This window comes from Bradyrhizobium sp. 2TAF36, assembly GCF_052114925.1.
In the GTDB taxonomy this organism is placed as follows: domain Bacteria; phylum Pseudomonadota; class Alphaproteobacteria; order Rhizobiales; family Xanthobacteraceae; genus Bradyrhizobium; species Bradyrhizobium barranii.
The window spans coordinates 76,080-90,593 of sequence record NZ_JBFRFR010000028.1 but is presented as its reverse complement, the minus strand read 5'-3'; the positions used below and the strand labels follow the sequence as shown (position 1 = coordinate 90,593).

Sequence of the window (14,514 nt, the reverse complement as noted above, 5' to 3'; positions counted from 1 at the left end):
AGATCATAGACACCCGTTGCCTCGAAGACGACCAGCACGTCGCATCGCCAACGCGCCACGATCTGTGTGATGGCCTGCGGCGCGTTGGCGATGCGCTCCGGCACGCCCAAGCCCTCATCGAAGATATCGAGATGTTGTTTGGAGACGTCGATTCCGACGTAACGAAGGGGTATGATCACGGTGCCTGTCCCTGTGATGCGAGGTCTGTTGCTGCAGCCTCGTGCAACTGTTCAGGTTGATAGATGGAACGGGCGGGAGACCGGGCCGGATCACGGCGTCAAGCGCCAAGGACCCAACGGCTTCCCGCCCACTCCATCATGACAGGCTTCCAAGACACAGGGACCCATAACCACAGGGAGTAGTTTGGCGAAGACTCGGTGTGGGAACTGTGCCCCGCACTACTCCCTGGGGTTATGGGTCCCCGCCCCCGTGCGCAATTGCGCACTAGGCGGGGACGACACCGAGGATGTGGCGCCGCTTTCAGCTCAACCATAACATCGGCGCGGACGCGTCACCCGCCCGCGCCGATCTTCGTCCTCACGTAATCGCGATCGGACATCCGTTGCTTCCCGTCGCGCCCTTGATGGGCGCCGGGGTGAAGGAATAGACGAACTGATACTTCTTCTCGGCGATCAGATCGTCGAAGATCAGATTCTCGTGGTTGTGGATGCCGTGCTTGGTCTGCAGCTCGGCGTGGACCACGAAAGCGAGCGACTTGTCGGGATTGGGCACCACCTCGACCGCCCAGGTGTCGGCGCCGGTCAGCGCAAGATCCTTTTCGACCACCCACTTCGCAGCATCGAGGCCGATGCCCGGCTCGCCGCTGTTGAAGCGATCATTGTTCTTCATCCACAGCGAGCCCCAGCCGGTGTGGAACATGATCGCGTCGCCAGGCTTGATGTCGCTCTCGGGGATGTTCTGCTTCGCCAGCGCCGCCTTGATGTCAGCCGAGGTGATCTCCTGCCCTGCATCCATCATGCCGCCCTTGAGCGCGACCATGTCGAGCAGATGCGCGCGGGTGAAGATCGGCTTAAGCTTCTCGATGCCAAGCTTCTTGAGCCCGTATGCGTCGCTAATTTCTGCAGCTGTGAAGCCATTGTAGAATCGCATCTCGCTCTTGTCGCCGTCCTTGCCGAGCTGGACTCCAATATGGCCGAGGCCGTCGAACTGCGTACCGGTCTGGCCGATCTCGGTGGCCAGGAATTCGTCGTGATAGACCATCTTATTGTCACCGAACGGGCCGCCGGTCGGGCTGCCGGGAATGCGCAGTGCGAATATACGCGCACCAAACAGCGGCATGGCGGCTTCGTAGACGCGGCCGATCTTGTAGATCTTGCCGTCCTTGATCCATTTCGCCGCGTCGAGGACCTTCGCCGGGGTGATGTGGTTGGATGCGCCGGACTCGTCATCCTTACCCCATTTCGATGGCCACCAGGGCTTGTCGGTGCCCTTGGGCATGGAGGTTGCAGTCTGCGCCTGGGCCTCACTGATCGGTGCAAGCGCGAACTTGCCGTGCATCGAGCCGGCGAGCGCGGCTCCAGCAACGCCGGCGATGCCCGCGGTGCGGAGCAGGGTCCGGCGATCCGTCGTGGAGCCGCCGCCGTCTTGATCTACGTTATTGATCTCGTTAGACATTCCACCCTCCCAGGTTGTGGTCAGAACAATGTCTGACTCTAAAATTGTTTCCGCTAGCCTCCTCCTCCGCTACGCTGTTGTCCAGCGACAAAAATAAGACGGCCGACGCGAGAGCTTCCCATGGGCCTGTTCGAAAGCGATAAATCCGCGCAGCGACTTCCGGTCTCGCTGATCACCGGCTTTCTCGGCAGCGGCAAGACCACGCTGCTCAATCGCTTGCTGCGCCACGACGGCATGAAGGACAGCGCCGTCATCATCAACGAGTACGGCGAAGTCAGCCTCGACCATCTCCTGGTCGAACGCGTCGACGGCGAAGTCGCCGTGCTTGCGAGCGGATGCATCTGCTGCACCATCCGCAGCGACCTGGAGCAGACGCTGCGAGACCTTCTGGTGAAGCGGGACCGCGGCGAGATTCCGCCGTTCCGCCGTATCCTGGTCGAGACCACCGGGCTCGCCGACCCCGCGCCGATCGTGCAGCTTCTGCTCAACAATCCGCTCGTCTCGCACTTCCTGCGGCTCGACACGGTCGTGACCACGGTCGATGCGGTCAACGCGCCGCATCAGCTGGATCGGCAGTATGAGGCGGTGAAACAGGTGGCGTTGGCCGACCGGCTGTTGATAACCAAGAGCGACCTGGTCGAGGACATCGCCGCGCTTGAGCTGCGCCTGCGGCGGCTCAATCCCGGCGCCAGAATCGAAAACGTCAGTCACGGCGAGATCGATCCCGCGCAGCTATTCGGCGCCGGCCTGATCGATCCCGAGCTGAAAAGGATAGACGTTGAGCGCTGGCTCAACGAGCGGGCCTTCGCGGAACCAGATGCGCACGCCGGCCATGCGCATCACGATCATCACGCGCACCATGATCATGACCATCATGATCACGATGCGTCGATCGCGAGCTTCATGCTGGCGTTCGACGAGCCGCTCGACTGGATGGCCGTGACGCACTGGCTTGCGCATTTACGCAACGCGCGCGGCCAGGACCTGCTGCGGGTGAAGGGGATCCTCAATCTCCGTGACGAACCGGCGCCGATCGTGATCCATGGCGTGCATCACGTCTTCCATCCGCCGGTCGCGCTTGGTGGCTGGCCCGACAGCGATCGCCGCTCGCGCATCGTGTTCATCACACGCGGCATCGCGCGTGCGGACGTGTTGGATCTCTGGCAGGCGGTTCGCGCGGCAGCGTGAGGCGCGTCGAAATGAGCGACGCTGCTCTTACCCTCCCCTGGAGGGGGAGGGTCGATCGCGCGAAGCGCGAGCGGGGTGGGGTGATCTCTCCGCGCAGGCACTGTTCGTCGCGGAAGGACCGTCACCCCACCCCGCTACGCATTCCGCTTCGCTTCATGCGTAGCGACCCTCCCCCTCCAGGGGAGGGTGGCCGATACCGTGAGACTTCAGCTCAACCAGAACTTCGGCGTCGCCGGCTCCAGCCGGCCGCCGACGCGCACCGGTGCAATCTTTAGCGCAAGGCCCGTGGCATCATCCGTCTCGACCGCAACGCCGCTGAGCGTTGCAACACCAGCCGCCGGCTCGAACCGGCCTGACGGAATCCCCGACGTGAAGCGCCGCAGCGGTTCTTCCTTCTGCATGCCGATGATGGAATCGTAATCGCCGGTCATGCCGGCGTCGGTCATGTAGGCGGTGCCGCCTGACAGAATCTGGTGGTCGGCGGTCGGCACATGGGTGTGGGTGCCGACGACGAGGCTGGCACGGCCGTCACAGAAGAAGCCGATGCCCTGCTTCTCGCTGGTCGCCTCGCAATGGAAGTCGACGACGATGGCGTCGGCGGCAACGCCGAGCGGGCAGGCGCCAAGCTCGCGCTCGAGCGCGGCGAAGGGATCGTCGAACGGCGTCATGAAGACACGGCCGAGCGCGTTGACGACGAGCGCATGCTTGCCGTTCTTGGTCTCCACCAGCGCGGCGCCGCGGCCGGGCGTGCCGCGCGGGTAGTTCGTCGGCCGCACCAGGCGCTCGGCGCGCTCGATGAACACCAGGGCTTCACGCTGGTCCCAGGAGTGATTGCCGAGCGTCACCGCGTCGGCCCCGGCATCGAGAAACTCCTGATAGATCGCTTCCGTGATGCCGAAGCCACCGGCGGAATTCTCGCCGTTGACGACGACGAAATCGAGCGACCAGTCCTTGACCATGCCGGGCAGATATTCGGCGATGGCGTTGCGGCCGCTACGGCCGACGACATCACCCACGAAGAGAATGCGCAACTTCAGAACTCCGGAAATCGAACACGTCCGATTCCGTTAGCACATAATCCAGCGCGACGTCGTGCGATAGTGCCGGAACCGCCTTGATCTCCTGGGCAGCAAAAGCAAGCCCGATGCCGACGATCTGCTTGGTCTTGCGCAGATGCGCGAAGGTGTGGTCGTAGTGCCCCGCGCCATAGCCGATGCGATGGCCGAGACGGTCGAAGGCCGCGAGCGGCGTCAGCATGATGTCGGGGATGACTTCGGCCGCGGCCGGCGACGGCTCGGGAATGCCGAGCGGGCCGAGCATCAGGCGGTCGTTCGGATGGAAGATGCGGAAGATCAGCGACTGGCCGCGGGCGCTGACGCAGGGCAGCGCGAGCTTTGCGCCTGCCTCGGCGAGTGCCTTCATCAGCGGCAGCGGATCGATCTCGCTGCGGATCGGGGAATAGCCGGACACGATGCTGCCGGGCAAAAGCGGGAACGGCAGCCCGCGCTTGGCGAGCTTTGCGGCGGCGGCGGTGCGCTTCTTCTCGCTCAGCGCATCGCGCGCCGCGAGGGCTTTGGCACGGAGTTCGGCTTTCGAATTGGACATGCGCTTTGGTCCCCCACGTCATCACCCACCTTGTGCGCCCTTGCGCACCGGGACGGGTGATCCAGCATTCCAGAGGCGGTGGTGATTCACACAGAGGCCGCGGCGTACTGAATGCCCCGGGCGAGCCGGAGCATGACATCTACCGAACTGGCCGCAGTTGTTTCGACAAGCACAAACCAAGCAAACAAAAGTGCGAAGCCGCGAACGCCGTTGAAGCACTCGATCCCGGAGTTCCCTACGAAAGTAGGTGGGCACCATATGTCCGAGCCCACGGGCCCGGCCAGGGACAGTTCCCTAAAGGATCGATAAGGCCCCGGGGATATATGGCTCCTGACGCACGTCGCAGCCTCGCCCGCGCAATGTAACAACGATACTGACGAACCGCCAGCCCAACGGGCGGTCCGCCCAAAATCAGCCGATCGCGATCCCGTTGCCCACCGTCCGGTTCAGGACCTGGGTCGACTTCTCGATGCGCTCGGCGGCGGCGTTGAGCGCATTCACCACGGCGGTCTGGGTCATCCGGGCGCGCTCGACGGCGGCGTTGCGGAAATCCCTGAGCTCAGTCAGCTCCTGCTCCATGGTGCGGACGCGGTTGCCAACGTCGACTAGTTCGTCGCAGACGGTCAGCGCCGCCATCACGGTGAGCCTGGCATCACCGATCTCGCCGAATTTTCCGCGCAGCGACTGAATCCGCGTCTCCAAGCTTTCGGCGAGCTTGAGCAGCCGCACCTCCTGGCCCTCCTCGCAGGCCATACGGTATTGCCGGCCGTTGATGGTGACGTTGATGTGGCTCATCCGTCCTCTCCGGTATCGAGCACCGAGCGTATCGTGACGATTGCGGAATCCAGTCGATCGGAGATTTCGCGATTGGTGCGCTCGAGCTTGCGCGCCTTCACCAGCGCGCCGTCGAGCTCATCGGCAAGCCGCGAGCGATCCGCGCCCAGTGCCTGGATTCGCGCCGCGAGCTCGTTCTCGTCGCGATCGGCATCGCGCCGCCGCTCCACCGCGCTTTCGAGCGCGTCGAGCGCCGCCATGAGTCTGCGGGTCGCGATCTCGATCTCGACGGCCGAGGACTCCGTCATGGCAGAGCTGTTTGAAACGCGATCGTTCATGCAGTCAGCGGCGGAACCTGTGGCCTTGCCCGTGGGGCTTGCCGTCCGGCAAAAGACTCGGTTCGGCAAACGGTTAGAAGCAGAAATTTACGTGGCAAGCTAGCGGAGCGCAACGCCGCCGCGAAACTATGCACTGCTAAGCAACTTTTACGGCCAAACCGACGTTTGATTGCCTTGGACTCCCGGAACCGAGGTGCTATCCCAGCCCAACCTTCCGTGGCCGCCAGGCTTCCCCCACGCGGCCCGCACCACTGCCAAGCGCCTCATTTCAGACGGATTTCAGACATGACGCAAGTCGACCACAACCGCATGGCCAACGCGATCCGTGGCCTCTCGATGGACGCTGTCGAGAAGGCGAAATCGGGCCATCCCGGCCTGCCGATGGGCGCCGCCGACGTCGCCACGGTGCTGTTCACGCAATTCCTGAAATTCGACGCCACTGCCACCGACTGGCCCGACCGCGACCGCTTCGTGCTCTCGGCCGGCCACGGTTCGATGCTGCTCTATTCGCTGCTGTATCTGACCGGCAATGCCGACATGACGCTGGATCAGCTCAAGCAGTTCCGCCAGCTCGGCGGCTTGACCCCGGGGCATCCCGAGAACTTCCACACCAAGGGCATCGAGACCACCACCGGTCCGCTCGGCCAGGGCATCTCGACCGCGGTCGGCATGGCGCTCGCCGAGAAGATGCTGGCCGCCGAGTTCGGCAAGAAGATCGTTGACCACCACACCTACKTGCTCGCCTCCGACGGCGACCTGATGGAAGGCGTGTCGCAGGAAGCGATCGCGATGGCCGGACACTGGAAGCTCAACAAGCTGATCGTGCTCTACGACGACAACGGCATCTCGATCGACGGGCCGACCTCGATCTCCGATTCCGTCGACCAGGTGAAGCGCTTCAAGTCCGCGGGCTGGGCCGCCGAAAAGATCGACGGCCATGACCAGGCCGCTATCGCCGCAGCGATCACCCGCGCGCAAAAATCCAACAAGCCGACGCTGATCGCCTGCCGCACCACCATCGGCTTCGGCGCGCCGCACAAGGCCGGCACCGCGAAGGCGCATGGCGAGGCGCTCGGCGCCGACGAGCTCAAGGCCGCCAAGGAAAATCTCGGCATCTCGCTCGAGCCGTTCTCGGTGCCGGATGACGTGCTGAAGGCCTGGCGCGCAGCCGGCAGCCGCGGCGCGGCGGCACGGCAGGAATGGGAAGGACGGCTCGGTGAGCTCGGCAGCCGCAAGCGCGCCGAGTTCGAGCGCCGTCTGCGTCATGAGCGTCCGGCCTCACTCGCGAAGGCCGTGCGCGCGTACAAGAAGGAGCTGCTGGAAAAGCCGATGACCGCGGCGACCCGCAAATCCTCGGAAGCGGTGATCGAAGTCATTGCCGGCGCGATGCCGATGGAATTCCTCGCAGGCTCCGCCGACCTCACCGGCTCCAACAACAACAAGGCGAAGTCGGCCACCGCCTTCTCGGCCAAGACGCCGAAGGGCCGCTTCATTCACTACGGCATCCGCGAGCACGGCATGGCGGCTGCGATGAACGGCATCTTCCTGCATGGCGGCTTCGCGCCGAACGGTGCGACCTTCCTGGTGTTCACCGACTACGCGCGTCCCGCGATGCGCCTTGCCGCGTTGATGGGCGCCGGCGTCGTCTACGTGATGACGCACGATTCCATCGGCCTTGGCGAAGACGGCCCGACCCACCAGCCGGTCGAGCATCTCGCCGCACTTCGCGCTATTCCGAACATGCGCGTGTTCCGCCCCGCTGACTCCATCGAGGTCGCCGAGTGCTGGGAGCTTGCGCTCAATCGTATCGACGGCCCGACCGTGCTGGCGCTGACGCGGCAGAACCTGCCGCAGCTCCGCACCAATGCGCCGAACGACATTCCCTGCGCGGCCGGCGCCTACGAGCTGGTCGCCGCCCAGGGCGAAGCCAAGGCAACGCTGTTCGCTTCCGGCTCCGAGGTCGAGATCGCGGTCGCCGCCCAGAAGCAGCTCGCCGAGCGCGGCATCGCGTCACGGGTGGTCTCGGTGCCCTCGCTCGAGCTTTTGTTAGCGCAACCAGAAGCCAAGCGTGCCGAGATCATCGGCACCGCGCCGGTGAAGGTCGCGATCGAGGCCGCAGTGCGCTGGGGCTGGGATGCCGTGATCGGCCAGGATGGCGAATTTATCGGCATGCATTCGTTCGGCGCGAGCGCGCCGGCGAAGGATCTTTACAAGCATTTCGGCATTACCGCCGAGGCTGCGGTTAACGCTGTGCTGAAGCGCGTTAGCTGAGAGTTGAGCTTGCCAAAAAAAAGGACTACGTAGTCTCTCATATGATCAAGCATCGCCCGGCCGAACCGGGCGTCCGCCCTAAAAAACCCTCGCAGGCGCGCTAAGCGCGTTGTGCGGGATGATCGGGGTTATCGAACACGTCATTGAACGGTCATAAGGAGATGAAACATGGCAGTCCGCGTCGGAATTAACGGTTTTGGCCGCATCGGCCGCAACATCCTGCGGGCTATTGCCGAGTCCGGCCGCAAGGACATCGAGGTCGTCGGCATCAACGACCTCGGCCCGGTCGAGACCAACGCCCATCTCCTTCGCTTCGACAGCGTCCATGGCCGCTTCCCCGGCACCGTCACCGTCGATGGCGACTCCATCAACCTCGGCGGCGGCAAGATCAAGGTTACCGCCGAGCGCGATCCCTCGAAACTGCCCTGGAAGGATCTCGGCGTCGACATCGCGATGGAATGCACCGGCATCTTCACCGCGAAGGACAAGGCGTCCGCGCATCTCACCGCCGGCGCCAAGCGCGTTCTCGTTTCCGCGCCCGCCGACGGCGCCGACGCCACCATCGTCTACGGCGTCAACCACGACACGCTGACCAAGGATCACCTGGTCGTCTCCAACGGCTCCTGCACCACCAACTGCCTCGCGCCGGTCGCCAAGGTGCTGAACGACCTGGTCGGCATCGAGACCGGCTTCATGACCACGATCCACGCCTACACCGGCGACCAGCCGACGCTGGACACGCTACACAAGGATCTCTACCGCGGCCGTGCGGCGGCGATGTCGATGATCCCGACCTCGACCGGCGCGGCGAAGGCAATCGGCCTCGTGCTCCCGGAACTCAAGGGCAAGCTCGACGGCGTCTCGATCCGCGTGCCGTCCCCGAACGTCTCGGTCATCGACCTCAAGATCGTCGCCAAGCGCGCCACCGACGCCAAGGAAATCAACGCGGCGATGAAGCGTGCCTCCGAGCAGCAGCTCAAGGGCATTCTCGGCTATACCAATCAGCCGAACGTCTCGATCGACTTCAACCACGATCCGCACTCCTCGACCTTCCACGAGGACCAGACCAAGGTGCAGAACGGCACGCTGGTGCGCGTGATGTCCTGGTACGACAACGAGTGGGGCTTCTCGAACCGCATGGCGGACACCGCCGTCGCGTTCGCGAAGGTGATCTAACTCCGCTCTCGTGTCCCGGACGCGATGCAGCGTAAAACGCTGCGTCGCAGATCCGGGACCCATGTCCCTCCAGCGCAGGTCCCGGTTCTGCATAGCGGCACTCCGCGCCGCTATGCGCCCGGGACAAGAGAGTGTCCGATGACCAACAAATTCCGCACCCTCGATGACGTCGATGTGAAGGGCAAGCGCGTGCTGCTGCGCGTCGATCTCAACGTGCCCATGGACAACGGGCGCGTCAGCGACGCGACCCGGCTCGAGCGCGTCGCGCCGACCATCACCGAAATTTCGGACAAGGGCGGCAAGGTCATCCTGCTCGCGCATTTCGGCCGGCCGAAGGGACGCGACCCCAAGGAGTCGCTCAAGCCGGTTGCTGAGGCGCTGTCGAAGGTCGTGAACAGGCCCGTCGCCTTCGCCGACGACTGTGTCGGCGAGCCCGCGGCCACGGCCGTGGCGGCGCTGAAAGATGGCGACATCCTGTGCCTGGAAAATACCCGCTTCCACAAGGAAGAGGAAAAGAACGATCCCGCCTTCGTCGCGGAGTTGGCGAAACTCGGCGACATCTGGGTCAATGACGCCTTCTCGGCCGCGCACCGCGCCCATGCCACGACCGAAGGCCTCGGCCACAAGCTGCCGGCCTATGCCGGCCGCACCATGCAGGCCGAGCTCGTCGCGCTGGAGAAGGCGCTGGGCTCGCCGACCAAGCCCGTCATCGCGATCATCGGCGGCGCCAAGGTCTCGACCAAGATCGACCTGCTCGAAAACCTCGTCACCAAGGTCGACGCGCTCGTGATCGGCGGCGGCATGGCCAACACCTTCCTGCACGCCCAGGGCGTCGGGATCGGCAAGTCGCTGGCCGAGAAGGATCTCGCCGCGACGGCGATCCGCATCATGGAGAAGGCGGAAGCCGCCAATTGCGCGATCATCCTGCCGGTCGACGCCACCGTCGCCTATCACTTCGCGGCGAACGCGCCCTCGCATGCCTACGGGCTCGATGCGATCCCGGCCGACGGCATGATCCTCGACGTCGGCCCGCAATCGATCGCGCGCGTCCATGCCGCCATCGATGACGCGGCCACGCTGGTCTGGAACGGACCGCTGGGCGCCTTCGAGATGCAGCCGTTCGACCGCGGAACCGTGGCGGCGGCCAAGCATGCCGCCGAGCGCACCAAGGCGAAGAAGCTGATCTCGATCGCGGGCGGCGGCGACACGGTCGCGGCGCTCAACCAGGCCCATGTGGCCGGTCAATTCACTTATGTCTCGACCGCCGGTGGCGCATTTCTTGAATGGATGGAAGGCAAGCCCCTTCCCGGCGTCGAAGTTCTGCGCACCAAGTAATCAGTCGGCCTTTTAAGTCGGCCTTGCAGGCCCAAACCGGAGAAAAAGACAGATGGCTCGGATCACGTTACGTCAATTGCTCGACCATGCAGCGGAGAACGATTACGGCGTACCGGCCTTCAACATCAACAACATGGAGCAGGCGCTGGCGATCATGGACGCGGCCAACACGGTCGACGCGCCCCTCATCATCCAGGCCTCGCGCGGCGCGCGCTCCTACGCCAACGACATCATGCTCAAGCACATGATGGACGCAGTGACCGAGATCTATCCGCACATTCCGGTCTGCGTGCATCTCGACCACGGCAACGAGGCCGCGACCTGCATGACCGCGATCCAGGCCGGCTTCACCTCGGTGATGATGGACGGCTCGCTCAAGGCCGACGGCAAGAGCCCGGCCGACTGGACCTACAATGTCGGCGTCACCAAGACCGTGACCGACATGGCCCATCTCGGCGGCATCTCGGTCGAGGGTGAGCTCGGCGTGCTCGGCTCGCTCGAAACAGGCATGGGCGACAAGGAAGACGGCCACGGCGCCGAAGGCAAGCTGAGCCACGACCAGCTCCTGRCCAATCCGGACGAGGCCGTGAAGTTCGTCCAGGAGACCAAGGTGGACGCGCTCGCGATCGCGATGGGCACCTCGCATGGCGCCTACAAATTCACCCGCAAGCCCGACGGCGACATCCTGGCCATGAAGGTGATCGAGGAGATCCACCGCAAGCTGCCGAACACGCATCTGGTGATGCACGGCTCCTCGTCGGTGCCGCAGGACCTCCAGGACATCATCAACGAGTTCGGCGRCAAGATGAAGCCGACCTGGGGCGTGCCGGTCGCCGAGATCCAGCGCGGCATCAAGAACGGCGTGCGCAAGATCAACATCGATACCGACAACCGCATGGCCATGACCGGCCAGATCCGCAAGGTGTTCAAGGAGCACCCGGAAGAGTTCGACCCGCGCAAGTACCTGAAGCCCGCCATGGAAGCGATGACCAAGCTGTGTAAGCAGCGGCTCCAGGAGTTCAATACCGCAGGCCAGGCCTCCAAGTTCAAGAAGGTCCTGACCCCCGCCGAGATGGCCAAGCGCTACGCCAAGGGCGAGCTGGATCCGAAGGTGGCGTAAGGCCTTCAGCCACATCCTCCCGTCATTCCGGGACACGCGAAGCGTGGGCCCGGAATCCATAACCACAGCCTGGGGTTATGGATTCCGGGCCTGCGCCTTTCGGCGTATCCCGGAATGACAGAGGGCCCCCTTTACCCTGCGACGAACGTTAACTCGGCAATTGCCCGAGAACGGTCTATTTTCACAGGCAAGGGCAGAATCGTTTTGGGAGGACCTCTCGATGAATCTGACTGAGCTCAACAGGATCGCGACCGCCATGGTCGCGCCCGGCAAGGGCATCCTTGCCGCCGACGAATCCTCCGGCACCATCAAGAAGCGTTTCGACGCGATCGGGGTGGAATCGACGGAAGCCAACCGCCGCGATTATCGCGAGATGCTGTTCCGCTCCAGGGAGGCCATGAGCCAGTGCATCTCCGGCGTGATCCTCTATGACGAGACGATCTGGCAGGATGCGAAGGACGGCACGCCACTGGTCAAGCTGATCGAGCAGAGCGGCGCCATCCCCGGCATCAAGGTCGACGAGGGCACGCAAGCCCTGCCGATGTGCCCGGGCGAGCTCGTCACCGYCGGGCTCGACAAGCTCGCCGAGCGCCTGAAGAAATATTACGAGCGCGGCGCCCGCTTCGCCAAATGGCGCGCGGTCATCGATATCGGCAGCGGCATTCCCTCCATGACCGCGATCGGCGTCAACGCCCATGCGCTGGCCCGCTACGCAGCGCTGTGCCAGGCCGCGCAGATCGTGCCGATCGTCGAGCCTGAGGTGCTGATGGACGGCGATCACGACATCGACCGCTGCTATGAAGTGACGACCCGCGTGCTCAACAAGACCTTCCAGGAATTGCGCGTGCAGCGCGTCGCGCTCGAAGGCATGGTGCTGAAGCCGAACATGGCGATCTCTGGCAAGAAGTGCGCGAAGCAGGCTCCCGTCGAGGAAGTTGCGGAGAAGACAATTCGGCTGCTGAAGGCCTGCGTGCCCGCGGCCGTGCCCGGCATCGCCTTCCTCTCCGGCGGCCAGTCGGACGAAGAGGCGACGGCGCATCTCAACGCCATGCACAAGCTCGGCCCGCTGCCCTGGGGCCTGACCTTCTCCTACGGCCGCGCGCTGCAGGCCGCGCCGCAGAAGGCCTGGTCCGGCAAGGCCGAGAATGTCGCAGCCGGCCAAAGTGCATTCAGCCATCGCGCCCGGATGAATGGTCTGGCGTCCAAGGGCGAATGGCAAAGCAGCCTGGAAAAGAAAGCAGCCTAGATCTTGTCGAACAAATCGCCTCCGCCGCGCCCGGCGCCGCGTCTCTATCTCGCGACGCCGGCCATCGATGATCCCGCTGCGTTCGTCGCCGAGCTGCCGGGCCTGCTCGCTGCCGCCGACGTCGCGGCCGTGCTGCTGCGGCTGAAGGAGACCGACCAGCGCACCATGATCACACGCATCAAGGCGCTGGCCCCGCCGGTCCAGAAGGCGGGCGCCGCGCTGCTCGTTGAAGGTCATGCCGAACTGGTCGCACGTGGCGGTGCCGACGGCGCGCACCTCCCCGGCATCGCCGCGCTGAAAGAGGCGCTGCCATCGCTCAAGCCCGATCGCATCGCCGGCGTCGGCGGGCTGACGACGCGGCACCATTCCATGGATGCGGGCGAGATAGGCGCGGACTACGTGCTGTTCGGCGAACCTGATGCAAAGGGCCAACGCCCGTCGTCCCAGGCGATCGCCGAGCGGCTGGACTGGTGGGCCGAGCTGTTCGAGCCGCCCTGCGTCGGCTTTGCCACCTCGCTCGAAGAGGCGCACGACTTCGCCGCCAGCGGCGCCGATTTCGTGCTGGTCGGCGATTTCGTCTGGTCCGATCCGCGCGGTCCCAAGGCCGCGCTGATCGAGGTCGACGCTGAGATCAAGAAGGCCCATGCGGCTGCGCTTGCGGGTCAGGAGCACGGCTAGCGCCCGACATGAAGCTCCCGCGCATCACCATCCTGGCCACGCTGCTGCTGACGGCGCCCGCGGCCGCGCAGCTCCAGATCACGCCGCCGGTGGCCGCGCCGAGCGCTGTGCCTGAGAAACAGAAGCCCAAGCCGCCTCCGGCCGCCAAGAAGAAGGAGGCCGCGCCGGCGCCAAAACCTTCGGCCTCGCCCAAGCCGGCCGCCTCGCCCAAGCCGGCGCTGCCCGCAACCGTGATCCCCGCACCGGCAACCGACAATCCCAATGTCGATCTGGTGTTCGGCGCCTATCAGCGCGGCCAGTACAAGACGGCGTTCGATCTCGCCACCGCCCGCGCACAAGCGGGCGATCCCAAGGCGATGACCATGCTCGGCGAGCTCTATTCCAACGCCATGGGCATCCGCCGCGACTACGCCAAGGCGCTGGAATGGTACAAGCGCGCCTCCGATGCCGGCGACCGCGAGGCGATGTTCGCGCTCGCCATGCTGCGAATTTCCGGCCGCGGCGGCTCGGTCGACAAGAGCGAGGCGGTGAAGCTGATGGCTTCCGCCGCCAAGCTCGGCGAGCCCAAGGCGGCCTATAACCTCGCTTTGCTCTATCTCGACGGCCAGACCCTGCCGCAGGACGTCAAGCGGTCCGCCGAGCTGCTGCGTCAGGCCGCCGACGCCGGCCTGCCCGAGGCGCAATACGCGCTGGCGACCTTCTACAAGGAAGGCACCGGCGTGCCGAAGGACCCGGAACGCGCGGTGCGGCTGCTCCAGGCGGCTTCACTGGCGGACAATGTCGATGCCGAGGTCGAATATGCCATCGCCATGTTCAACGGCACCGGCACGGTGAAGAACCAGCCGGCCGCCGTCGCGTTGCTCCGCAAGGCCTCCCGCCAGGGCAGCGCGATCGCGCAGAACCGCCTGGCCTGGGTGCTGATCAACGGCATGGGCACGTCCGTGGACAAGGTCGAGGGCTTTAAATGGCACCTGGTGGCGAAAACCTCCGGCAAGGGCGATCCGGAGCTCGACAAGCAATTGTCCGACCTGCCGGCCGAGGACCGGGGCAAGGCCGAGGCCGCCGCCAGAAAATGGCTCGGGACCAAATGACTTGACGCAAAGGCCCTCGCAGGGCACCCCATCCTTCAAACAGGCGCGGTTTCGCGC

The 14,514-nt window shown here is 64.8% G+C and carries 14 protein-coding genes and 1 other RNA gene; 9 read left to right on the top strand and 6 right to left on the bottom strand.

Annotated features, from left to right (window positions below; genetic code table 11):
- Positions 1-537 precede the first annotated feature (537 nt).
- Positions 538-1,635: a cyclase family protein gene (locus AB4Z51_RS17760; RefSeq protein WP_063981030.1), complete on the bottom strand. Its 1,098-nt coding sequence runs from the start codon at positions 1,633-1,635 to the stop codon at positions 538-540.
- Between the two features lie 120 nt (positions 1,636-1,755).
- Between AB4Z51_RS17760 and AB4Z51_RS17755 the strand changes: the two genes are divergently transcribed.
- The gene (locus AB4Z51_RS17755; RefSeq protein WP_135214712.1) at positions 1,756-2,823 is read left to right on the top strand and encodes a CobW family GTP-binding protein; all 1,068 of its coding nucleotides are present in this window, start codon (positions 1,756-1,758) and stop codon (positions 2,821-2,823) included.
- Between the two features lie 206 nt (positions 2,824-3,029).
- Here AB4Z51_RS17755 and AB4Z51_RS17750 read toward each other — a convergent pair whose 3' ends face one another.
- The 5 genes from AB4Z51_RS17750 to AB4Z51_RS17730 form a co-directional block, all read right to left on the bottom strand.
- Complete coding sequence (locus tag AB4Z51_RS17750; RefSeq protein WP_028150900.1) at positions 3,030-3,854, bottom strand: TIGR00282 family metallophosphoesterase; 825 nt, start codon at positions 3,852-3,854, stop codon at positions 3,030-3,032.
- The gene (locus AB4Z51_RS17745; protein ID WP_135214710.1) at positions 3,832-4,428 is read right to left on the bottom strand and encodes a 5-formyltetrahydrofolate cyclo-ligase; all 597 of its coding nucleotides are present in this window, start codon (positions 4,426-4,428) and stop codon (positions 3,832-3,834) included. Before AB4Z51_RS17745 ends, AB4Z51_RS17750 begins: the two co-directional genes overlap by 23 nt.
- Positions 4,429-4,619: 191 nt before the next feature.
- A non-coding RNA gene (gene ssrS, locus AB4Z51_RS17740) (6S RNA) lies at positions 4,620-4,780 on the bottom strand.
- 59 nt (positions 4,781-4,839) lie between these two features.
- Positions 4,840-5,223, bottom strand: a complete 384-nt coding sequence (locus AB4Z51_RS17735) for a cell division protein ZapA (RefSeq protein WP_028150902.1) — start codon at positions 5,221-5,223, stop codon at positions 4,840-4,842.
- Positions 5,220-5,540: a DUF4164 domain-containing protein gene (locus AB4Z51_RS17730; protein ID WP_020608063.1), complete on the bottom strand. Its 321-nt coding sequence runs from the start codon at positions 5,538-5,540 to the stop codon at positions 5,220-5,222. Before AB4Z51_RS17730 ends, AB4Z51_RS17735 begins: the two co-directional genes overlap by 4 nt.
- Between AB4Z51_RS17730 and AB4Z51_RS17725 the strand changes: the two genes are divergently transcribed.
- From AB4Z51_RS17725 to AB4Z51_RS17690, 8 genes are all read left to right on the top strand, one after another.
- On the top strand, positions 5,509-5,643 hold the full coding sequence (locus AB4Z51_RS17725; RefSeq protein ID WP_256376459.1) for a hypothetical protein: 135 nt from the start codon (positions 5,509-5,511) through the stop codon (positions 5,641-5,643). The genes AB4Z51_RS17730 and AB4Z51_RS17725 overlap by 32 nt on opposite strands.
- 182 nt (positions 5,644-5,825) lie before the next feature.
- A complete protein-coding gene (gene tkt, locus AB4Z51_RS17720) occupies positions 5,826-7,811 on the top strand; it encodes a transketolase (RefSeq protein ID WP_441497698.1) in 1,986 nt (661 codons plus the stop codon).
- Between the two features lie 168 nt (positions 7,812-7,979).
- Entirely contained in the window at positions 7,980-8,987 is a 1,008-nt protein-coding gene (gene gap / locus AB4Z51_RS17715) for a type I glyceraldehyde-3-phosphate dehydrogenase (RefSeq protein WP_085401784.1), read from the top strand.
- A gap of 138 nt (positions 8,988-9,125) precedes the next feature.
- A complete protein-coding gene (locus AB4Z51_RS17710; RefSeq protein ID WP_071916653.1) occupies positions 9,126-10,322 on the top strand; it encodes a phosphoglycerate kinase in 1,197 nt (398 codons plus the stop codon).
- A 52-nt stretch (positions 10,323-10,374) separates the two neighbouring features.
- Complete coding sequence (fba, locus tag AB4Z51_RS17705) at positions 10,375-11,442, top strand: class II fructose-bisphosphate aldolase (RefSeq protein ID WP_441497697.1); 1,068 nt, start codon at positions 10,375-10,377, stop codon at positions 11,440-11,442.
- Between the two features lie 220 nt (positions 11,443-11,662).
- Positions 11,663-12,688: a class I fructose-bisphosphate aldolase gene (locus AB4Z51_RS17700; protein WP_441497696.1), complete on the top strand. Its 1,026-nt coding sequence runs from the start codon at positions 11,663-11,665 to the stop codon at positions 12,686-12,688.
- A gap of 3 nt (positions 12,689-12,691) precedes the next feature.
- Positions 12,692-13,366, top strand: a complete 675-nt coding sequence (locus tag AB4Z51_RS17695; protein ID WP_135214706.1) for a thiamine phosphate synthase — start codon at positions 12,692-12,694, stop codon at positions 13,364-13,366.
- A gap of 8 nt (positions 13,367-13,374) precedes the next feature.
- Positions 13,375-14,457, top strand: coding sequence for a tetratricopeptide repeat protein (locus AB4Z51_RS17690; RefSeq protein ID WP_135214705.1), 1,083 nt, complete (start codon positions 13,375-13,377; stop codon positions 14,455-14,457).
- Positions 14,458-14,514 lie beyond the last annotated feature (57 nt).